Origin of the sequence: Streptomyces sp. KL116D, assembly GCF_030766975.1 — a bacterium.
Lineage (GTDB): Bacteria > Actinomycetota > Actinomycetes > Streptomycetales > Streptomycetaceae > Streptomyces > Streptomyces longispororuber_A.
In genome coordinates this window covers 149,881-169,924 of the sequence record NZ_JASERH010000032.1, presented here as the reverse complement: position 1 = coordinate 169,924, position 20,044 = coordinate 149,881, and the positions used below count along the sequence as shown (strand labels likewise).

Below are 20,044 nucleotides of genomic sequence, written 5' to 3'. Positions count from 1 at the left end.
CGGCTACGACCCGTTCAAGGACCCGCTACGACCTGTTCAGGTACGCCAGGACGGCGAGCACCCGCCGGTGTCCGCTGTCGCTCGGCGGCAGTCCGAGCTTCGCGAACACGTTCCCGATGTGCTTGCTGACGGCCCGCTCGGTGACGACGAGGGTCTCGGCGATCGTCGTGTTGTCCCGGCCCTGGGCCATCAGCTTCAGGACCTCCAGCTCGCGCGGCGTGAGCGAGTCGACCGGGTCGTCGCGGCGCCGGGCGAGCAGTTCGGTGACGACCTCCGGGTCGAGGGCGGTGCCGCCGTCCGCGACCCGCTCCAGCGCGTCCAGGAACTCGTCGACCCGGCCCACCCGGTCCTTCAGCAGATAGCCGACGCCGCTCGCGCCGCCGACGATGAGCTCGGCGGCGTAGGACTCCTCCACGTACTGCGACAGCACCAGGACGGGCAGCCCCGGCAAGGACGCGCGCGCCTCCAGGGCCGCCCGCAGCCCCTCGTCCCGGAAACCGGGCGGCATCCGCACGTCGAGCACGGCGATGTCGGGCCGGTGCCCGAGCAGCGCGGGCAGCACCTCGGGACCGCTCTCGGCGACGGCCACCACCTCGTGCCCGGCGGAGCCGAGCAGCAGGACGAGTCCCTCGCGCAGCAGCGCGTTGTCCTCGGCGATCACCACACGCACGGCAACTCCACCTCGATCACGGTCGGCCCTCCGACGGGGCTCGACACCTCCACCTTCCCATCGAGCGCGGCGACCCTGCGCCGCATCCCGATCAGCCCGCTGCCGCCGCGCTCGTCGGCGCCGCCGCGCCCGGCGTCCCGCACCACGACCCCCAACCCGGTCGCCCGGCGCGCGAGTTCGACGTCGGCGCGGTCGGCGCCACTGTGCTTGGCGGCGTTCGTCAGCGCCTCGGCGACGACGAAGTAGGCGGCGGCCTCCACGGCGGCCGGGGCGCGGGAGCCGCCCTCGACGCCGTCGTCGCGGACGTCCACGGCCAGGCCGCTGCTCGCCGCGAGGGCCCGTACGGCGCCGACGAGACCGCGGTCGGTGAGGATCGGCGGATGGATGCCGCGCACCACGTGCCGCAGTTCGGCGAGGGCCTCCTCGGCCTGGTCCTGGGCGTCGTCCATCAGCTTCGCCGCCGCGTCGGGGTCCCGCCCGTAGGCCCGCTTGGCGAGCCCGATCCGCATGGACAGGGCGACGAGCCGCGCCTGCGCCCCGTCGTGCAGGTCCCGCTCGATGCGCCGCAGTTCGGCGCCGTGCGCGGCAACGGCACCGGCCCGGCTCTCGGTCAACTCGGCGACGCGGTCGACCAGTTCGGCGCCCGGCGGCGGCGCGAGCAGGGCGCCCGACCAGGCCGCGTCGAGGTCGGCCAGCCGCGCCACGAGCGGCAGCAGCACGGGCGGCCGCCGCAGCAGCCCGGCCCACACCCCGTCGACGACCGCCCCGACCGCCCACACGATCAGCGACACGTACAGCAGCAGCCACCCGTAGACGAAGTGCGCGGCGAGCCAGCGCAGATCACGCCAGGTCGCCGGGTCGGAGACGGCCGCCCGCACCCGCTCCTTCAGCGGCCCCTCCAACGGGACGTACGCCTCCGGGACCGCCCGCCCGGTCCAGCCCGCCACCCGCCGCCGCTTGAACCCGGCGACCCGGCGCAGCAGCAGCACGGTCTCCGGCAGCACCCCCGCCCCGACCACGAGCAGCGTCACGACGGCGGTGAACAGCACAAGACCGACGAACAGGTACGACACGATCGCAAGCCCCGCCGCCACCCCCAACTGCCCCGTGGCGAGCCCCGCCCGCCGCACCGTCTCCCGCATGCGCCCAGGCTAGGCGAGCGCCTCGGCCGGGGGAGGTGTAGCGGGCTACACCATCGTGCGGGGAGGACCCACCATCGCCATCCGGCCCCGCCCCCGGCATCGTTGTCCACGCCACCGAGAACGACACGGGGATCATCAACGGGGAAAGGAACCCACCATGAAGCCACTGCTCTGGCTCATCCTGGCCGCGGCCCTCATCACCAACGTCTCCACGAGCTTCGCCTTCGACGGCGTCCAGCAGGTCCTGATCAGCGTCGGCACGGGCGTCGCGACCCTGACGGCCGCCGGCGTCCTGTTCGCCACGCGGCGGCGTGCGGGGGCCTGATGGCCCCCTCCCGCCACGACCGCGCGCTGGGAGCCGTCATCGGCTCCGCGGTCGGCGACGCCCTCGGCGCGCCCTTCGAGTTCGGGCCCGAGGGCGTGTTCTCGGCCCGGTTCCCGCCCGGGGCCGGGCCGCACGACGAGATGTGCGGGGGCGGCGGCTGGGATCCCGGCGAGGCGACCGACGACACGCAGATGGCGGTCCTGGTCGCCGAGTCGCTGCTCGACCACGGCGGCCTGGAACCCGCCGACGTCTTCGCCCGCTTCCAGCGCTGGGCGGCGGCCGACCCCAAGGACATCGGGCTGCAGACCGAGGACGTCCTCACCAACGGCCTTCCGTGGGACCAGGCCGCCGCGATCCACTTCCAGGTCACCGGACGCGCGGCGGGCAACGGCTCACTGATGCGGGCCGCGACCTCCGCCGTGCACTACGCCCACCGGCCCACCGAGGTCACGATGGACGCGGCCCGGCGCATCGCCGCGCTGACCCACGGCGACGGGGCGGCGTGGGAGGGGACCGCCGTCCTGCACGAACTGGTGCGCCGCGCGCTCGACGGCGCCGACCCGCTCGCCGGTCTGCCGGAGGTCGTCGCCCTGATCCGCCCCGCCCACCGCGAGCGCTACGCGACGGTCCTCGCCGAGGACTGGCACCCGGACCTGGCCACCGAGTTCAACGGCGCGGTCTGGCCCTGCCTCGGCTCGGCCGTCTGGGCCCTGCGCACGACGCACTCCTTCGAGACGGCGCTGCGGGCCGCGATCGACCTCGGCGGCGACACCGACACGGTCGCCGCCGTCACCGGGACCCTGGCGGGCGCCGTGTACGGGGCCGCACGGATCCCGGCCCGGTGGACGGACCGCCTGCACGTACCGCTGCCCGGCTTCGACGGGCGGGTCCTGCGCCTGCCCGAACTCACCCGGTTGGCACGAGAGTTGACACAGGAGCTGGCACAGGACCCGACGCACACCGGCTGACGGGTTGACGGATCACCGCCGAAGCGCCGCCTCGAACTCCCCACGCCGCTCCGCCAGCCACGTCTGCAGGCGGTCCCAGCTCGGCCAGCCGCCCCGTGCCTCGTGGGCCTTGGTGAACGCCGGGGCGTGCTCGGCCAGGCGGCGGGCCACGAAGGCGCGGGCCCCTTGCGTGGCCTGCTCGACGAGGGCGGGGAGGGCCGCGCGGTCCGCCGGGGACAGGTCGTACGCGTCGGCGAGCACCTTCAGGCGGTGGGCCGGGTCCAGGTCCGGTGGGAAGCGGCGGGCGGCCGCGGAAGCGGGGTCCAGCATCGGCGCCCAGTAGCGGGCCGTGATCGCCACGTCCCAGACCGGCCGTCCCGGCGCCGCCATGTCGAAGTCGATCAGGGCGGCGGCGCGGCCGGCGCGGAAGACCACGTTCTCCGGGCACACGTCGTTGTGGCAGAGGACGGGGCCGCCCTCCGGATCGGCGAACTCCCGCGACCAGTCCGCGTCTTGGGGGACGTCGGGCGCCGCGTCGTGCAGCCGGCGCAGCAGCCGCCCGACCGAGCGCAGCGCCTCGTCCGTCATCGACCAGGCCGGGAACGGCGGCAGGGGCACGTCGCCGGGGACGTACGACAGCTGCTCGCGGCTCCCGTCGGCGCTGCGACCCAGCGGGGTCGGCGCCCCGTCGAAGCCGCGCTCGCGCAGCGCCCTGAAGTGGGCGTGGAGGGCCGCCGCGGGGGCGGGGGCGGGACGGTCGACCACGTCGCCCCTGCGCACCACCGCCCCGGCGTTGGCCAGGCCCCCGGCCAGCACCTCCTCGGTCATTCCTTGCGCCCCGTGACGGCGACCGTCACGCCGAGGCCGACCATGGCGAGCCCGCCGGCCCCGCCGATCGCCGCGAGCCGCCGGGGCGAGCGGGCGAACCAGCCGCGGGCCGTGGCCGCGGCGAGGCCCCAGACGCTGTCCGAGGCGATCGCGATGGCGTTGAACACCAGGCCGAGCAGCAGCATCTGCAGCGCGGCGTGCCCCGCCCCGCGGTCGACGAACTGGGGCAGCACCGCCGCGAAGAAGACGATCGTCTTGGGGTTCGCGACCCCGACCGCGAACCCGTCCCAGAGCGTGCGCAACGTCCCGGCGCCGTCGGCGACTTCGGCGTCCTCGTCGCGGAACGCCGCCCGGAGCGCGCCCCGTTGACGGATCGCCTTGACTCCGAGGTAGATCAGATACGCGGCACCGAGCAGCTTCAGGGTCGTGAAGACGACGATCGAGCGCTCCACGACGGAGCCGACCCCGAGGGCGACCGCGACCACCAGGACGTAGGCGCCGAGCGTGTTGCCCGCGACCGTCGTCAGCGCGGCGCGGCGCCCCTGGGCGAGGGCGCGGCCGACGACGAACAGGACGCTGGGGCCGGGGACGACGATGGGGAGGAAGGACATCGCCGCGAAGGCGAGGAGGCGATCGGTGGACATCATGGGGTCCATGGAGCCACAACCACGGCCGGCAGCGCACGCGGTTGCCCGACTCCCCCTCGCCTCACCCCACTTCGCCGCGCCTCACACCAGGCGGCGGGCCGTCGCCCAGCGCGTCAGCTCGTGCCGGTTCGACAGCTGGAGCTTCCTCAGCACCGCCGAGACATGCGACTCGACCGTCTTGACGGAGATGAACAGCTGCTTCGCGATCTCCTTGTACGCGTACCCGCGCGCGATCAGCCGCAGCACCTCGCGCTCGCGCTGCGTGAGGCGGTCCAGGTCCTCGTCCACCGGCGGCGCGTCCGTCGACGCGAACGCGTCGAGCACGAAGCCCGCGAGACGCGGCGAGAACACGGCGTCGCCCTCCTGCACGCGGAAGATGGAGTCGACGAGGTCGGTGCCGGTGATCGTCTTCGTGACGTAGCCGCGCGCGCCCCCGCGAATGACCCCGATGACGTCCTCCGCCGCGTCCGACACGGACAGGGCCAGGAAGCGGACCGGGTTCTCGGCGTCCGCCATCAACGGCGCGCTGCGCCGCAGCACTTCGACCCCGCCGCCGCCCGGCAGGTGCACGTCGAGCAGCACAACCTCGGGGCGCGTCGCCGTGATCACCGTGACCGCCTGGTCGACGTCGGCCGCCTCCCCGACGACCTCGACGCCCGTGGTCTCCGTGCGGCCGATCTCCGCCTGGACGCCCGTACGGAACATGCGGTGGTCGTCGACCAGGACCACGCGCACGTGCCGCCCCGGACCGCTCTCCTGGGTCGCCTCGGTGGCTTCCGTCATGACGTCGTCCTCTCCGCCCTCTTCATGGTCAGTTCGACCTCCGTGCCGCCGTCGGGCACCGCCCGGAGACGGGCGGTCCCACCGTTGCGTTCCATCCGGCCGATGATCGATTCTCTTACGCCCATCCGGTCGGCGGGGATGGAGTCCAGGTCGAAGCCGGGGCCCCGGTCCCGTACGGACACGAACACCTCGTCGCCCTCCACCTCGGCATAGACCTGCACCGCGCCGCCCTCGCCACCGTACTTGGCGGCGTTCACCATCGCTTCCCTCGCGGCCTGCATCTGCGCGGTCAGCTTCTCGTCGAGCGGGCAGTCGCCGACGACCACGACCTCCAGCGGGACGCCGTGCTTGTCCTCGACCTCCGCCGCGTTGGCCTTGACGGCCTCGGCCACGGTCTCCGGCTCCTGCGGGTCCTCGGCGGCGGCCGGCTTGTAGAGCCAGGCCCGCAGGTCCCGCTCCTGGGCGCGGGCGAGGCGGCGCACCTCCGCCGCGTTGTCCGCGTTGCGCTGGATCAGGGTCAGGGTGTGCAGCACCGAGTCGTGGACGTGGGCGGCCACCTCCGCCCGCTCCTGGGCGCGGATCCGCATCAGCCGCTCCTCGGAGAGGTCCTGCGTCATCCGGATCAGGTACGGGCCCGCGAGCAGCGCGATGCCGACCAGCACGGCGAGCGCCGCCTGGAGGATCGAGCCGAGGTGTTCGGTGGCGCCCTGCGTGACGAAGATGCCGGTGACGCCGGCGCCGACGAGCAGCACGCCGGCGGCGGCCCGCGCCAGGTTCAGGGTGCGCCGGCGGCGGCCGACCTCGGCCCAGCGGGCCCGCCGCGCGTTGTCGGCCTGCCGCCACACCAGGGCGACGCCCGCGCCGACCAGGACGGTGGGGACCAGGTACGCCTTGGTGTTGCCGGTGAGGTTCACGTTCTGAACGAAGATCATCGCGACGATGACCATCAGGACGAGCGCGAGGATCTGCCCCTTGTCGGGGCGGCGCGCGACCAGCCGGCGCCGGCCGTCGGGCGCGGTCTCCGTGGTCAGCACGGGCGACGGCCGGTCCGTGCCGACGCCGCCGATGCCCAGCGGCACGAAGAACCAGAACGCCGCGTACAGCAGCGCCCCCAGACCGTCCGCCATGAACAGGCCCACGAAGACGAGCCGCACCCAGATCACCGGCAGCCCGAGGTGCCCGGCGAGCCCCCGCGCGACCCCGCCCAGCCAGCGTCCGTCGCTGCTGCGGTAGAGCTTGCGCGGCGGCCGCGGGTCTCGGGTGTCTTCGCTGAGCGGGGCGGTCGCGGCTTCCGGCATGCCACCGATCGTCACACGCCGGCCCACGCCGTGGCATCAGGGTCGCCCCCCGATACTCCCCTGATCTTCTGGTCCCCGGTGTCCCCCGGCTCCCCGGCCGCCGACGGCTCAGGGGCGATCTCAGGGTTCGGCCAGGGTTGTCCCGGCTGCCGCGGGCGGCGCGGGCCCGTCACCATGGACGTATGACGGAGGATCCCTCGAACAGGGCGGACACGGTGGTCACCGCGCCCGACAAGGAACCGCCCGCCCCGCTGCGCCGCTTCCGCCGGGACCGGCGGCACAAGACGCTGGGCGGCGTGTGCGCGGGCCTCGGCCGGCACTGCGACATGGACCCGGTGATCTTCCGGATCGGGCTCGCGGTGCTCGCCGTGACCGGCGGCGTCGGACTCATCTTCTACGGCTTCGCGTGGCTCTTCGTGCCGTACGACGACGAGGACGAGAACGAGTTCCGCAAGCTCCTGACGGGCCGGGTCGACGGCCCGGGGCTCGCGGCGATCGTCACCGCCCTGGTCGGCTGCGGCGTCTTCCTCTCCATGCTGAACAACGGCGGGGCGCTCACCTTCGCCGTCGTCCTCGCCCTGCTGCTCGCGGGCGCCGGCTACTGGTCGCAGCAGCGCCGCACCGCCGACCCCGACCCGGTCGCCGCGCAGGCCGTCGCCGACGCCCCGCCGGAGGCGCAGGCGCCGCCGGTGGCCGGGGCCAGGTCGTGGTGGCGCGACCCGATCGTGAAGGACGGCACGCACGTCGGCGGCACCGGCTACTTCTGGGGCCCGGCGGGCAGCGAGGAACTCTCCCCGCGGTACGCCGCCGCGCACGGCGCCGCCGGCCGGCGGGGCCCGGCGCCGGAGCAGCCGCGCAGGCCGCGCGGCATCGGCGCCCTGGTCTTCCTCGGCGCGCTCGTCGCGGGCACCCTCGGCGCCGGGCTCACCTGGGACGACCGCACCCTCGGCGACAGCCTGCAGACCGGGCTCGCGTGCGCGCTCGGGGTGTTCGGCCTGGGCATCGCGATCAGCGCCTTCCGCGGGCGGACCGGCGCGGGCTCGATCTTCCTCGCGGTGATCACGGCGGGCCTGCTCGCCGGGTCCGCGGCGCTGCCCGCGGACATCACCACGACCTGGTCCCGCACGGACTGGAACCCGGCGAGCGCCTCCGCCGTGCGGCCGCAGTACGAACTGGGCACGGGCGTCGGCACCCTCGACCTCTCCCGGGTGACCGTGCCCGAGGGGACGACCGTGGTCACGACCGTGGACGTGGGCGCCGGTCAGGCGAAGATCGTGCTGCCCGCCGACGTGACGGTGCGGCTCAACGCGGAGGTCGGCGTCGGGGACGTCCGGCTGCCCGACGACACGTCGCACGACGTGGACGTCCAGCCCGGCCTCAACAAGGAGGTCACGCTCGCGGCGCCGGCCGGGAGCAAGGCCTCCGGCGTGATCGAGCTGGACGTCGAGGTCGGTATCGGACAGGTGGAGGTGTCCCGTGCGTCATGACTTCTCTCCCGGGCGGTTGCTCGCGGGGCTCGTGCTGATGGTGACGGCGGTCGTGTACTTCGGTGACGCGGGCGGGGCGTGGGATACGCCGTGGTTCGTGGTGATTCCGCTGGTGTGCGGGGGGCTGGGGCTGGCCGGGGCGGTAGGCACGGTGACCCACTCCCTCCGCACCCGCCGCCGCGATTCCGTGTGACCGTTCTCGTCTGCGGTCCGGTGGGAGCTTCTCGCGCAGTTCCCCGCGCCCCTGGGGGCGCCGGTCTTGCGTTGCTGTCTGCGGGTGCGTCGTGGTTGCTCGCGCAGTTCCCCGCGCCCCTGGAGCATGCGGCTGCGCCGCAGCTCCAGGGGCGCCCCTTGAGATGGCGCACGCAGTGCGCATCTCAAGGGGCGCGGGGAACTGCGCGAGAAGCCCCACCGGCCCGCAGACGAACGAAAGACAGCCCCGCCGGCGTTTGAGGCGCGGGGGCCGGGGCGGAGCCCCGTGGCGTTGGTGTGGGTGGGCTACATCAGGCCGGACGACCTACGACGCCGATCCCGCCACCACGCATCGACCGACCACACCGCCGCCCCCGCCAACACCAACGGCAGCCAAGCCATCAGATACGCCAGATCGTTCCCGAGGTAATACGGCTCCGTAGCCCAGCTCACCGTCAACCACAGACTCAACGAGATCAACGCCCCACCCACCGCGGCGACCCGCGCCAGCACCCCCAGCAGCGTCCCGATCCCGACCACCAGCTCACCGAGGGCGATCGCGTACCCGAACCCCGTCGGAGACTTGAGCGCCAGGTCGACGAGTTCCGGGATCGCGGAGATGTCGCGCACCCCGCGCATCTGGTCCCCGATCGACCCGGCCCCGCTCGACTTGAAGAACGCGCTGTCCGTCAGTTTGTCGAAGGACGCGTAGATGAAGGTCACGCCGAGGAAGACGCGCAGCGGCAGCAGCGCGAACCGCTGGGCGGTGTCGCGCCAGTCGCCTCCCCGGTCGACATAACTCATGTGCGTGTCGGTCCGCATGCCGTGCGCCATCGCCGTCCGCCGCCTCTCGCGCCTGGTCCCTTTACCTGACCATACGTACGAGAGGGCCGTACGGCTCAGCCGTGCAGCCGTTCAGTCGACGACGTCGACGGCGCACCGGTTCGTCTCGACGCCGGTCGCCGTGATCACCTGCACCTCGACCCGGCCGGGCTCCACGTCGACCGGGACCGGCACGGTCAGCAGGGTGTCGGAGGGGTTGGTGAAGCCGCCGGGGACCGGCACCAGCGGCACGTGCACGTGGACGGCGCCGATCCGCACGGCGACCCGGGCGAGCTGGTCGGCGGTGCCCGCGCCGGGCGGCACGAACCCGGTGCCGCGGATCTCGATGTCGTCGCCGGTGCGGATGGGCGCGTCGAGGTCGCCCGCCTCCCTGGCCCGTACGACGGAGAGGATCACGACGCGGCCGCCCTCCGCGTACTTCCCGGTGAGGTACGTCGCCGCGGACACGGCCACCAGGACCGCGAGGCCCCACGGCAGGTCGGGCAGCTGGTCGGGGCGGCGGGCGAGGCGGGCCGCCGCCCACACGAGGGCGGCCGCGCACACGGCGACGTACTGGATGTCGGTGAAGGCGCCGCGCCCGGAGTCGTCGGTGAGCAGGTCGGCGGCGCGCGGACGGGCCGCCCGCACCTTCTGCAGGCGCTGCCCGACGACCCGGACCGCGACGACGCGCCGCACCAGGACGGCCACTGCGCAGACGACGGCGAGTACCGTCAACAGGCCCGCGCCCCGGTCGAGTTCGAGGGCGTCGATGAGCGCGTCGCGGTCGGCCGGGCCGGAGGCGACGGCGAGTTCCCCGGCCAGGACCAGGACCGCGTACACGGTCAGCAGCACCACGCCGCCCGCGACCGCGCGGGACGTCGAGAGCCGGTTGTCCTCGCCGATCACCGGCGCGAGGACGCCGCCGCGCGCCCGGTGCAGATACGCGGCGCCGGTCAGCACCCCGCCGACCAGGACCGCGGCGACCAGCCCGGCGGTGCGCGCGGCGCTCCAGCCCGCCCCGATCGCCGTCAGCGTCTGCACGAGGAGCAGGACGCCGGTCGCGCCCCAGACCACGTACAGGGTGCGGGGCCACAGCCCGGCCAGCCACGCCTCGCCCTCCTCGCGGCCCCGGTCCGCGACGGCCCGGGCGGACTGGGTGAGTTCGTCGGAGATCCACTGCCGGGACGCCCCGGCCGAGTGCGCGACGGCGGCCGGGAGTCCGCCGCCGGACGCCAACTCGTCGCGTTTGGCGAGGAATTCGGCCACCGCCCTGCGGTGCCCCTGGCGCGCCCCGTGCGGACAGTCGCCGCACGTGCAGCCGCCCCCGTGCGTGCCCTGCCCCTGTCGCGCTTCCTGCACCGCCACCGCGTGGCCCCCACCCTCAAGATCGTGTTCTTGACGTCAACTTCCGTGTGATGAGAGGGAATTGTGCCGTACGCGGCGCACACTCCGGCGCACAGGCCCACCCCTGGAGGGTGAACGGCTTTCGTCCGCATTGACCGGACTGTTGACCCTGCTGCGAGAATTTCCGTATGGCCGAGATCATCCAGCGTGACGGAACCTGGGCCTTCGACGGAACGACGGTCCGTATCACCCCCGGTCTGCACCGCAGTGTGGCCCTGCTGCGGCAGACGTACGGCGAGATCAGCGTGCCGCTCACGGCCCTGGCCGGGGTCGCCTACGAACCGGAGCGCAAGCGCGGCCGGCTCCGGCTCACCCTGCGCGAGGCCGCCGACCCGCTCCTCCAGGCCACCGGCGGCCGCCTCCCGGACACGGCCGACCCCTACCGCCTCGCGGTGGACGCGGACCGCTCGGGCGTCGCCGAGTACGTCGCCGAGGAGATCCGCCAGGCCCTCCTCCTGGAGCAACTCCCGGACGGGCCCGCCGAGTCGTACCTCGTCTCGGGCCCCGCGGTCCCGGTCTCCGTGCGCTCCAGCGACGGCACGGTGTCGTTCGACGGGAGCCGGATACGGATCGACTGGTCGGACACCTCGGACCGGGTGAAGCGGGCGACGGGGCCGCGGGTCATCGCGCTCGGCGACCTCGACGGGGTCGACTGGGTGCCCAACTCCGGTTACGAGGACGGGTTCCTGCGCTTCGTCACCAAGGGCTCGACGCCGCTGGCCAAGCTGCCGCCGGAGAAGGACTCGTACGCCCTCGACCTGTGGGGCAACGCCCGCAAGGACCTGCTCACCGCCCTCGTCGCGGCCGCGGTCACGGCCCGCCTCCCGCACCCGTCGCTGCCGCGCGACGCGCTGCCGGTCCCCGGGGGGCCGTCCCGGGCCGACCACGACGTGCTCCTGCGCAGGCTGCGGGATCTGGGCGAGCTGCACCGTGACGGGGTACTGACGGACGAGGAGTTCACCATGACGAAGCGAGTGGTGCTCCGCGACTTCCGCTGACGCTTCCTCGTCTGCGGGCCGGTGGGGGCTGGTCGCGCAGTTCCCCGCGCCCCTGGAGATGGCGCACGCAGTGCGCATCTCAGGGGCGCGGGGAACTGCGCGAGCAACCACGACGCACCCGCGGACGCCGACGCACCCGAACCCGGCAGACGCGGAGCGCTACGCCAACAGACCCGGCTCGCTGCGCGTGATGTCCTGCCACAGGCTCTGGTAGTTGATCCACGCCACGAGATCCCCACCGGTCTGATCCCGCGTGGCCACGGCCTGCCGCCGATCGATCAGCACGGGCCGCCCCGCCCCGCGCGCAGCGAGCTGCACCTGACAGCACCGCTCCAGCGCGATGAACCACCACGCCGCCGCGTCCACCGAGTCCGCGACGGTCAGCAGCCCGTGGTTGCGCAGCACGAGCGCCTTGTACGAGCCGAGCGCGACGGCGATCCGCTTGCCCTCGCCGGAGTCGACGGAGACGCCGGTGTACTCGTCGAGCAGCGCGTGGTCCTCGTAGAAGGCGCACGACTCCTGGGTGATCGGCTCGATCAGCTCCCCGAGCGCGGACAGCGCGCGCCCGTACGTGGAGTGGCAGTGCGCGACGGCGACGAGGTCGGGGCGGGCCCGGTGCACCTCGGCGTGCACGGTGAACGCGGCCTGGTTCACGTGGTGGCGGCCCTCGACGACCTGCCCGTCCCCGTTGGCGAGGACCAGGTCGCCGACGGTGATGTGCCGGAAGGGCATCCCGAACGGATTGACCCAGTAGCAGTCCTCGAACTCCGGGTCGCGGGCGGTGATGTGCCCGGACACCCCGTCCTCGTACCCGAACCGCCCGAAGATCCGCAGGGCCGCCGCGAGCCGCTCCTTGCGGTGCCGCCGCTCGTCGGCGAAGGAGTCGTGCACCGGCGGCATCGCGAAGTGCAGCTGGTCGGTGGGTATCGGGGCGGGCGCGGGGCGCTGGGGCGGCGTCGACATGGAGCGGAAGGTACCTCCGCGGCCTCGAAGACGACAGATCCGGACCGTGGAGAGTGTGCACAGAAGGCGGCGAATCGCCCGCGCAAAACCGACAGAAGATGTCGGGTATGCGCGCGAGACTCGGCCCATGACGTCGAACGGGACTTCCTGGGCATCCTTCACCGCCGCCGAACCGGACCTGGCCAAGACGGTCGAGGACCGTTTCGCGCAGCACACGCACCACGTGCTGGCGACCCTCCGCAAGGACGGTTCGCCGCGCACCAGCGGCCTGGAGGTCCGCTTCCTGGACGGAGAGTTCTGGCTCGGCATGATGCCGGACTCGCTCAAGGCACGGGACCTGGTCCGCGACCCACGCTTCGCGGTCCAGGCGAACCCGGGCGAGGGCCGGACGATGGGCGGCGGCGACGTGCGGATCAGCGGCCGCGCGCTGCTCGTCGAGGACGCGGCGACGATCGCCCGCTACACCGAGCGGGTCGAGGTCCCCGACCCCGGCGCGTTCCACCTGTTCCGCACCGAGCTGACCGAGGTCACCCGGACGTACGTCGAGGACGACCGGTATCTGGTGGTGCAGGTGTGGAAGCCGGGCGGGGCGGTGCGCACGATGAAGCGCACGTAACCGGGGCACACACGCGCGAGTGCCGCCCGCCGGACGGCGGACGGCACTCTCACACACGGCTGCGGGTGGGGACTACTCCCACTCGATGGTGCCCGGCGGCTTGCTCGTCACGTCGAGGACGACGCGGTTGACGTCGGCGACCTCGTTCGTGATGCGGGTCGAGATCTTCGCGAGCACCTCGTACGGCATCCGCGTCCAGTCCGCCGTCATGGCGTCCTCGGAGGAGACGGGGCGCAGCACGATCGGGTGGCCGTACGTGCGGCCGTCGCCCTGGACGCCGACGCTGCGGACGTCCGCGAGCAGGACGACCGGGCACTGCCAGATCTCGCGGTCGAGGCCGGCCGCGGTGAGCTCCTCGCGGGCGATGGCGTCGGCCTCGCGCAGCAGGTCGAGGCGCTCGCGCGTGACCTCGCCGACGATCCGGATGCCGAGACCCGGGCCGGGGAACGGCTGGCGCTGGACGATCTCGTCGGGCAGGCCCAGCTCGGCGCCGACCATCCGGACCTCGTCCTTGAACAGCTTGCGCAGCGGCTCGACGAGCTCGAACTCGATGTCGTCGGGCAGGCCGCCCACGTTGTGGTGGGACTTGATGTTCGCCGTGCCGGTGCCGCCGCCGGACTCGACGACGTCCGGGTAGAGCGTGCCCTGGACCAGGAAGGCGACCTCGGGGCCGTCCTCCTGGAGGATCTCCAGCTGGGCCTGCTCGAAGACGCGGATGAACTCGCGGCCGATGATCTTGCGCTTGGTCTCCGGGTCGGAGACCCCGGCGAGCGCCTTCAGGAACCGCTCGCTCGCGTCGACGACCTTCAGGTTCGCCCCGGTGGCCGCGACGAAGTCCTTCTCGACCTGCTCGGTCTCGCCCTTGCGCATCAGACCGTGGTCGACGTACACGCAGGTCAGCTGCGAGCCGATGGCCTTCTGCACGAGCGCGGCGGCGACGGCGCTGTCCACGCCGCCGGACAGGCCGCAGATGGCGCGCTTGTCGCCGACCTGCTCGCGGATGAGGGCGACCTGCTCCTCGATCACGTTGCCGGTCGTCCAGTCGGGCTTGAGGCCCGCGCCCCGGTACAGGAAGTGCTCCAGGACCTGCTGGCCGTGCGTGGAGTGCATGACCTCGGGGTGGTACTGGACGCCGTACAGCTTCTTCGCGTCGTTCTCGAAGGCGGCGACCGGTACGACGTCCGTGGACGCGGTGACGGTGAAGCCCTCGGGAGCGGCGGAGCAGGCGTCGCCGTGCGACATCCACACCGACTGCTCGGCCGGGGTGCCCTCGAAGAGGGTCGAGTCGGCCTTGGAGACGGCGAGCGGGGTGCGGCCGTACTCGCGGGCACCGTTGTCGTCGACGGTGCCGCCGAGGGCCGTCGCCATCAGCTGGAAGCCGTAGCACATGCCGAAGACGGGGACGCCGGCGTCGAAGATCGCGCGGTCCAGGCGCGGGGCGCCCTCCGCGTAGACCGACGACGGGCCGCCGGAGAGGATGATCGCCGCCGGGTTCTTGGCGAGCATCTCCTCGACCGGCATGGTCGACGGGACGATCTCGCTGTAGACCCGGGCCTCACGGACGCGGCGGGCGATGAGCTGGGCGTACTGCGCACCGAAGTCGACGACCAGGACGGTGTCGGGGGCGGCGGCAGCGGAAGTCGCTGATGACACGGGTTGCCTTCCGGCGGCTGAGCGGTGGGGTCGTCTGGCCGATTCTACCGGGTCGGTCGTACGTTCCTCCGGCCCGTGCCCGTGGGTACCCGCGCGCCGGTGGGGGCTGGTCGCGCAGTTCCCCGCGCCCCTAGAAGGCATGCGCTTCGCGCAGCCTTCCCCCCCAGGAGAGAGGCCGCCCGAAGGGCGTGCCTCTCAGGGGCGCGGGGAACTGCGCGAGAAGCCCCACGCACCCGCACCCCGCGACGAGAGCCCCGCCGGGCAGACGCAGACGCCCACCCCCCGGACAGCCCCCGGCGGCAAGGCGTAGACTCCGGGGCATGTTCTCGCAGACGACCTTCGTCTTTACCTATGGCAGCCGGCCCGCCGGATGCCATGGTCGTGCTGCTTGAGCCACTGACAAGCGACTTCCGAGGCGCCCCGGGCCGACAAGGCCCGGGGCGTCTTGCGTTTCCCGGACCGGGCCGGCCCAGGGCTCCGCACCCCACCCGAGGAGCCCCTCATGACCACCACCGCCACCACCGCCACCACGCCCACCGAGAAGACCGGCGCCCGCACCACCGAGGCCGCCGACCTGATCTCCGGCGCCCGCGACCGCATCGACGCACTCGACGACCGGATCATCGGCCTCGTACAGGAACGAATGGCCGTGTCCGCCGTCATCCAGGAGGCGCGGATCGCGTCGGGCGGGCGGCGGGTGAACCTGTCGCGCGAGATGGAGGTCCTCGGACACTTCAGGGACGCGCTGGGCAAGCCGGGGACCTCGCTGGCCATGACGCTGCTCGAACTGTGCCGGGGCCGGATCTGACGCCCGTATCCCAGTTCGGATCCGTCCTCACCCGTACGGCGCGTGACCGGTCGGCGCGGGCTTCGTTGGTCCCGGTGTCCGTGCCAGCCAGGGGCGGGCCAACCGAACCACGCGTGGCTCCGCTGGAGCGATGAGACGTCACGGTCACGCCGTACGTCGTGGGACCTCGCTCCAGTGAAGTGACCGGACGGCAGGGGACAGCAGCCCGGTCACCCAAGAGAACGGTCGGTCCCGGGGACGCCCGGGGCCGGCCGGCCTCCCTCCCCCGTAATGCCTGCACCACCCGCACCGCCCGCACCACCCGCACCACCCCATCGAGCACGATGCGCAGGAAACCCCCACGTCTGCGCCTCAAGTCCCCTGCTCCCCCAGCGAGTTGACAACCGACCACGAAACCAGCGGCGCGACCCCCCGGCGCCGCTCCGCGGCCCGACACCGCCCTGACGTCGGAGCCGAACAGGCGAGGGCCCCGCAGATCCGTCCTGCGGGGCCCTCGGCGCGTGCGGTGACGGCGGTGCGTTACGCCTTCTTCGCCGCCTTCGTGACCTTCTCCACCTTGGCGACCTGTGCCTCCATGACCGAGGCCGGCACCTCGACCTTCTTCGGCTCCAGCATGTTCGCGGCGTAGAAGACGACCAGCGTCGAACCGCTGCGCACGACCGTGTACGACATCGGCATCTTGGTGCCGTCGATGTCGCCGGTCATCGTGTACGCGAGCGACTCGTCGCCGAGATCGGGCGCCTTCTGCGGCTTCACGGCCGTGTACTGGTAGGTCGTGTGCTCGAAGCCCTTGCAGGTCTCGCTCTGCTCGCGCAGGTCGGCGAAGATCTTCTTGGTGTCCGCCTCCTGGTGCGCGAGGAGCGCCGCACGGATCACCGTGGCGTCCGTCTGCTTGAGGTTGCCCAGCGAGCGGGACACCCGGGCGGTGGCGTCCGGCTCGGTGCCGAGCAGGAACATGTCGGCGATCGCCTGGCAGGAAGCGGGCTTCGCGGCCACGCTCACCTCCGGGATCTCCTCGTCGGGCGTCTTGCCGACGCGGTAGCCCGGCACGTCCGCCTTGGTGACGGCCGCCTCGGTCAACTCCGCTTCGGTGAGCGGCTTCAGGGCCGGCTTCGCCGCGGGCTTGGCGTCGCCGTTCTTCCCGTCGCTCGTGTTGTCGGCCGCGTCCCCGCCGCCGCCGCAGGCCGCCGTCGCGGCGAGCGCCACCGCCACGCAGACTCCGGCCAGCGCACGCCCCAGACCTGTCTTCACGTTCTTCCCCACCTCATGTGTCCCCGGGCGCGTCCACGACAATCGTCGGCGCCGCGGCGCCATCAAAGCCGGGAGCTGCGGGTTTTGCCACTCCATGAGGGGTTCTTGGCGTAACGATCGGACATCTCCGCGAAGGTTGCCCGGTCGGACACGTGATCCAGTTCACATAAAGATCGTGTGAGAACGGGGACAACCATTCCCGGCCATCACGGGTCACATGTGCAGAACCAACGGCCACACCCGCGACCGCCACCGCGGCGGCCTCCAACTCCGTAACCATCGAGGTCTTGATGAAGCTTCGCCGCGCACTGGTGACGGCGGCCGCGACGGCCGCCATAGCCCCGATCGCGCTCCTTTCCGCACCGGCCGCGTTCGCGGACGTCGACACGACGAACACGACGGTCGAGACGTCCCCGTCGGCGTCCGAGACGTCGTCCCCGGCCGAGACGCCCGAGACGTCGCCGAGCGAGTCCTCGCCCGCCGCGACCCCGCCGAAGACCGACGAGCCGTCGGCGAGCGCCTCGGTGACCACGACGCCGTCCGCCTCCGCGCCCGCGTCGACGCCGGCGTCGCCGAGCGCGTCCGAGACGGACGAGCCCACCGACGAGCCGACGGACGGCCCGATCGACGAGTGCGAGGACTCGAAGGTCGACGTCAGCATCACCGGTCTGCCCGGCAAGATCGCCCGCGGCAGCGGCTGGCACAAGTTCTCCCTGAACATCGCCAACAACTCCGACTCCACCCTGAGCGACCTGGGCTTCTTCGCGGGCGCCTCGTCCGACGCCGCCGGCGAGGACCTGTTCGCGAGCAAGAAGGTCAGCCTCCAGGCGTACGACCCGGAGAGCAAGACCTGGCAGGACGTCAGCGAGGACGGGTACGCCGTGGGTTACGTCGGTTACACCGACACCCTCGAGCCCGACTACGAGGTCAACATCCCGCTGCGCGTCAACGTCACGTCCGCCGCCCCGGTCGGCGCGGGCTTCTCCCTCGGCGCCAGCATCTACGGCGACGCCGACGCGGAGTGCACCGGCTACGGCGAGGTGGCGTACAAGTTCCAGATCGTCGGCGCCGGCACGGACACCGACGGCACCAAGCCGCAGGAAGGCGGCAAGGTCCCGGTCACGACCAAGCCGGCCGACAAGGCGACCACGCCGACCGTCGACGGAAGCCTGGCGGCGACCGGTTCCAACTCGATGCTGCCGACCGTCGGCCTCGTCGGCGGCATCGCCGTCGTCGCCGGTGCCGGTGTCGTCTACTCCGTGCGTCGCCGCAAGGTGAGCACCGAGGCGTAACCAGCGCCCGTACGCATGTGGAAGGACCCGCACTCGGAGGGGGGTGCGGGTCCTTTCGTGTCCGGTCCGGGCGGCAACTCCCTTACGTGAGCTGCTCCTTGGGCGGCACCGCAGGCATCCCGAGGAACGGCAGCCGCAGCGCGCCGAACGCGTCCGCGGGCACCGCGGGGCTCTTCGGTTCGACCGCGGCGAGCCGCACGTAGGCCGCGCCGGGCTCCGGGCGGGGGTCCTCCTCGCCCTTGTTCGGCCAGTACGACATCGCCCGCTCGGCCTGCGCCGTGATGGTGAGCGACGGGTTCACGCCGAGGTTCGCGGAGACGGCCGAGCCGTCCACGACGGAGATGCCGGGGTGGCCGTGGACCCGGTGGTAGGGGTCGATGACGCCGGTCTCGGCGGAGTCGCCGATCGGGCAGCCGCCGAGGAAGTGCGCGGTCAGCGGCGTGCCCATCAGCTCGCCGACGTTCGACCCGGCGAAGCCGTTGATCTCGGCGGCGATCGCGGACGCGCCGTCGGTGGCCGCCTTGATCTGCTTCGGGTTGGGCGCGCCGTGGCCCTGCTCGGCGGTCAGCAGGCCCTTGCCGACGCCGTCCGGCTTCAGGTACGTCGTCAGCGAGTTGTCGAGCGACTGCATGACGAGACCGATGATGGTCTTCTCCGACCAGCGGCGGTTGGAGAGCGAACGCGCCAGCTGCGTGGGGTGCTTGACCGCGTTCGCCAGCCAGCCCGCGAACCTCGACGAACCCTCCGCGTACGGCACTTGAAGGATCGACATGCCGCCCATCGCGTTCGAGCCCTTGCCGTAGCGGACCGGCTCGATGTGGGTGTTCTCGTCCGGGTGGATCGAGGACGTGATCGCGACGCCCTTGGTGAAGTCGGCCTGCGCGCCGTGCTTCTTGCGGTAGCGCCGGTCGGTGGTCTGGGCGCCCACCAGGGCCTCCGAGTTGGTGCGGGTCAGCGCGCCCAACCTGCCGGACAGGTGCGGGAGTTGGCCGCCCGCCTTCATCTTGTGCAGCAGGGTCTGCGTGCCGTACGTACCGGCCGCGATGACGACCTTGCGGGCCGTGAAGGTGCGGCCCGCGCCCTTCTTCCTGTCGTCGGTCGGGAGCGTCGCGACGGCGTAGCCGCCCTGCGAGTCGTCCGTCACGGAGACCACGCTCGTCATCGGGTGGACGACGGCGCCCGCCTTCTCGGCGAGGTACAGGTAGTTCTCGTTGAGGGTGTTCTTCGCGCCGTGCCGGCAGCCCGTCATGCACTCGCCGCACTCGGTGCACGCCTTGCGGGCCGGGCCCGCGCCGCCGAAGTACGGGTCGTCGACCTGCTGGCCCGGTCCGGCCTTCGCCGTGCCGTCGGCGTCCTCGCCGTCGCCGAAGAACACCCCGACCGGCGCCATGTGGAAGGTGTCGCCGATGCCCATGGTCTGGGCGGCCGCCTTCAGGTGCACGTCGGCCGGGGTCATCGTCGGGTTGAGCCGGACGCCGAGCATGCGCTGCGCCTGGTCGTAGTACGGCCGCAGCTCGTCCTGCCAGTCGGTGATGTGCGCCCACTGCGGGTCGTCGAAGAACGGCTTCGGCGGTACGTAGAGGGTGTTGGCGTAGTTCAGCGAACCGCCGCCGACACCGGCTCCCGCCAGGACCATGACGTTGCCCAGGAGGTGGATGCGCTGGATGCCGTACATCCCGAGCTTCGGCGCCCAGAGGTAGTTCTTCAGGTCCCAGGAGTTCTTGGGCAGCGTGCCGGGCGCGAACCTGCGGCCCGCCTCCAGCACCCCTACGCGGTAGCCCTTCTCGGTCAGGCGCAGGGCGGAGACGGCTCCGCCGAAGCCCGAACCGACCACCACCACGTCGTAGTCATAGCCGTCTTGCGTCACGTGTGCGTTCTCCCTTGAACAGCCCTACGCCTACCGCTGGTTCAGCCACCC

At 72.7% G+C, this 20,044-nt stretch carries 20 protein-coding genes; 8 read left to right on the top strand and 12 right to left on the bottom strand.

Translation table 11 applies throughout. The features are described from left to right. Positions 1 to 25: 25 nt before the first annotated feature. On the bottom strand, positions 26 to 670 hold the full coding sequence (locus tag RBJ77_RS12710; RefSeq protein ID WP_372345083.1) for a LuxR C-terminal-related transcriptional regulator: 645 nt from the start codon (positions 668 to 670) through the stop codon (positions 26 to 28). Further along, a complete protein-coding gene (locus RBJ77_RS12705; RefSeq protein WP_372345082.1) occupies positions 658 to 1,812 on the bottom strand; it encodes a sensor histidine kinase in 1,155 nt (384 codons plus the stop codon). Before RBJ77_RS12705 ends, RBJ77_RS12710 begins: the two co-directional genes overlap by 13 nt. A 157-nt stretch (positions 1,813 to 1,969) precedes the next feature. On the opposite strand from RBJ77_RS12705, the gene RBJ77_RS12700 reads away from it, so the two are divergent. Both RBJ77_RS12700 and RBJ77_RS12695 read left to right on the top strand, forming a co-directional pair. Beyond that, positions 1,970 to 2,137: a hypothetical protein gene (locus RBJ77_RS12700; RefSeq protein ID WP_372345081.1), complete on the top strand. Its 168-nt coding sequence runs from the start codon at positions 1,970 to 1,972 to the stop codon at positions 2,135 to 2,137. Beyond that, positions 2,137 to 3,105, top strand: coding sequence for an ADP-ribosylglycohydrolase family protein (locus RBJ77_RS12695; protein WP_372345080.1), 969 nt, complete (start codon positions 2,137 to 2,139; stop codon positions 3,103 to 3,105). The genes RBJ77_RS12700 and RBJ77_RS12695 overlap by 1 nt, the downstream gene beginning before the upstream one ends. Positions 3,106 to 3,117: 12 nt before the next feature. On the opposite strand, the gene RBJ77_RS12690 is transcribed toward RBJ77_RS12695, so the two are convergent. The 4 genes from RBJ77_RS12690 to RBJ77_RS12675 all read right to left on the bottom strand — a co-directional run bounded on the left by RBJ77_RS12690 (position 3,118) and on the right by RBJ77_RS12675 (position 6,640). Continuing rightward, entirely contained in the window at positions 3,118 to 3,912 is a 795-nt protein-coding gene (locus tag RBJ77_RS12690; protein WP_372345079.1) for a phosphotransferase, read from the bottom strand. Next, positions 3,909 to 4,559 (bottom strand): LysE family translocator, encoded by a 651-nt coding sequence (locus tag RBJ77_RS12685; protein WP_372345078.1) that lies wholly within the window; start codon positions 4,557 to 4,559, stop codon positions 3,909 to 3,911. Before RBJ77_RS12685 ends, RBJ77_RS12690 begins: the two co-directional genes overlap by 4 nt. Before the next feature lie 81 nt (positions 4,560 to 4,640). Continuing rightward, positions 4,641 to 5,342 (bottom strand): LuxR C-terminal-related transcriptional regulator, encoded by a 702-nt coding sequence (locus tag RBJ77_RS12680; RefSeq protein ID WP_372345077.1) that lies wholly within the window; start codon positions 5,340 to 5,342, stop codon positions 4,641 to 4,643. Beyond that, on the bottom strand, positions 5,339 to 6,640 hold the full coding sequence (locus RBJ77_RS12675; protein ID WP_372345076.1) for a PspC domain-containing protein: 1,302 nt from the start codon (positions 6,638 to 6,640) through the stop codon (positions 5,339 to 5,341). Before RBJ77_RS12675 ends, RBJ77_RS12680 begins: the two co-directional genes overlap by 4 nt. 182 nt (positions 6,641 to 6,822) lie before the next feature. Between RBJ77_RS12675 and RBJ77_RS12670 the strand changes: the two genes are divergently transcribed. Next, complete coding sequence (locus RBJ77_RS12670) at positions 6,823 to 8,127, top strand: PspC domain-containing protein (RefSeq protein ID WP_372345075.1); 1,305 nt, start codon at positions 6,823 to 6,825, stop codon at positions 8,125 to 8,127. Then, a complete protein-coding gene (locus tag RBJ77_RS12665; RefSeq protein WP_372345074.1) occupies positions 8,117 to 8,320 on the top strand; it encodes a hypothetical protein in 204 nt (67 codons plus the stop codon). The genes RBJ77_RS12670 and RBJ77_RS12665 overlap by 11 nt, the downstream gene beginning before the upstream one ends. Before the next feature lie 305 nt (positions 8,321 to 8,625). On the opposite strand, the gene RBJ77_RS12660 is transcribed toward RBJ77_RS12665, so the two are convergent. Both RBJ77_RS12660 and RBJ77_RS12655 read right to left on the bottom strand, forming a co-directional pair. Then, positions 8,626 to 9,153, bottom strand: coding sequence for a DoxX family protein (locus RBJ77_RS12660; RefSeq protein WP_372345073.1), 528 nt, complete (start codon positions 9,151 to 9,153; stop codon positions 8,626 to 8,628). Between the two features lie 81 nt (positions 9,154 to 9,234). After that, complete coding sequence (locus RBJ77_RS12655) at positions 9,235 to 10,506, bottom strand: hypothetical protein (RefSeq protein WP_372345072.1); 1,272 nt, start codon at positions 10,504 to 10,506, stop codon at positions 9,235 to 9,237. Between the two features lie 167 nt (positions 10,507 to 10,673). Here RBJ77_RS12655 and RBJ77_RS12650 point away from each other — a divergent pair, with 167 nt between their 5' ends. Then, complete coding sequence (locus RBJ77_RS12650; RefSeq protein ID WP_372345071.1) at positions 10,674 to 11,543, top strand: DUF4429 domain-containing protein; 870 nt, start codon at positions 10,674 to 10,676, stop codon at positions 11,541 to 11,543. 159 nt (positions 11,544 to 11,702) lie between these two features. On the opposite strand, the gene RBJ77_RS12645 is transcribed toward RBJ77_RS12650, so the two are convergent. Continuing rightward, positions 11,703 to 12,506 carry a class II aldolase/adducin family protein gene (locus RBJ77_RS12645; RefSeq protein WP_372345070.1) on the bottom strand — a complete coding sequence of 268 codons (804 nt, stop codon included), beginning with the start codon at positions 12,504 to 12,506 and terminating at the stop codon, positions 11,703 to 11,705. A 127-nt stretch (positions 12,507 to 12,633) separates the two neighbouring features. Between RBJ77_RS12645 and RBJ77_RS12640 the strand changes: the two genes are divergently transcribed. Beyond that, a complete protein-coding gene (locus tag RBJ77_RS12640) occupies positions 12,634 to 13,122 on the top strand; it encodes a pyridoxamine 5'-phosphate oxidase family protein (protein WP_372345069.1) in 489 nt (162 codons plus the stop codon). Between the two features lie 72 nt (positions 13,123 to 13,194). On the opposite strand, the gene guaA is transcribed toward RBJ77_RS12640, so the two are convergent. Next, positions 13,195 to 14,775, bottom strand: a complete 1,581-nt coding sequence (gene guaA / locus RBJ77_RS12635) for a glutamine-hydrolyzing GMP synthase (protein WP_255975352.1) — start codon at positions 14,773 to 14,775, stop codon at positions 13,195 to 13,197. Between the two features lie 502 nt (positions 14,776 to 15,277). Here guaA and RBJ77_RS12630 point away from each other — a divergent pair. Further along, entirely contained in the window at positions 15,278 to 15,583 is a 306-nt protein-coding gene (locus tag RBJ77_RS12630; protein ID WP_372345068.1) for a chorismate mutase, read from the top strand. Positions 15,584 to 16,102: 519 nt separating this feature from the next. Here RBJ77_RS12630 and RBJ77_RS12625 read toward each other — a convergent pair. Then, positions 16,103 to 16,834 (bottom strand): hypothetical protein, encoded by a 732-nt coding sequence (locus tag RBJ77_RS12625; RefSeq protein ID WP_372345067.1) that lies wholly within the window; start codon positions 16,832 to 16,834, stop codon positions 16,103 to 16,105. A 290-nt stretch (positions 16,835 to 17,124) separates the two neighbouring features. Here RBJ77_RS12625 and RBJ77_RS12620 point away from each other — a divergent pair, with 290 nt between their 5' ends. Then, positions 17,125 to 18,126 carry a hypothetical protein gene (locus tag RBJ77_RS12620; RefSeq protein ID WP_372345066.1) on the top strand — a complete coding sequence of 334 codons (1,002 nt, stop codon included), beginning with the start codon at positions 17,125 to 17,127 and terminating at the stop codon, positions 18,124 to 18,126. 82 nt (positions 18,127 to 18,208) lie between these two features. Here the strand turns inward: RBJ77_RS12620 and RBJ77_RS12615 are convergent, their stop codons facing one another. Then, positions 18,209 to 19,993, bottom strand: a complete 1,785-nt coding sequence (locus RBJ77_RS12615) for a GMC oxidoreductase (RefSeq protein ID WP_372345065.1) — start codon at positions 19,991 to 19,993, stop codon at positions 18,209 to 18,211. Positions 19,994 to 20,044: the final 51 nt, after the last annotated feature.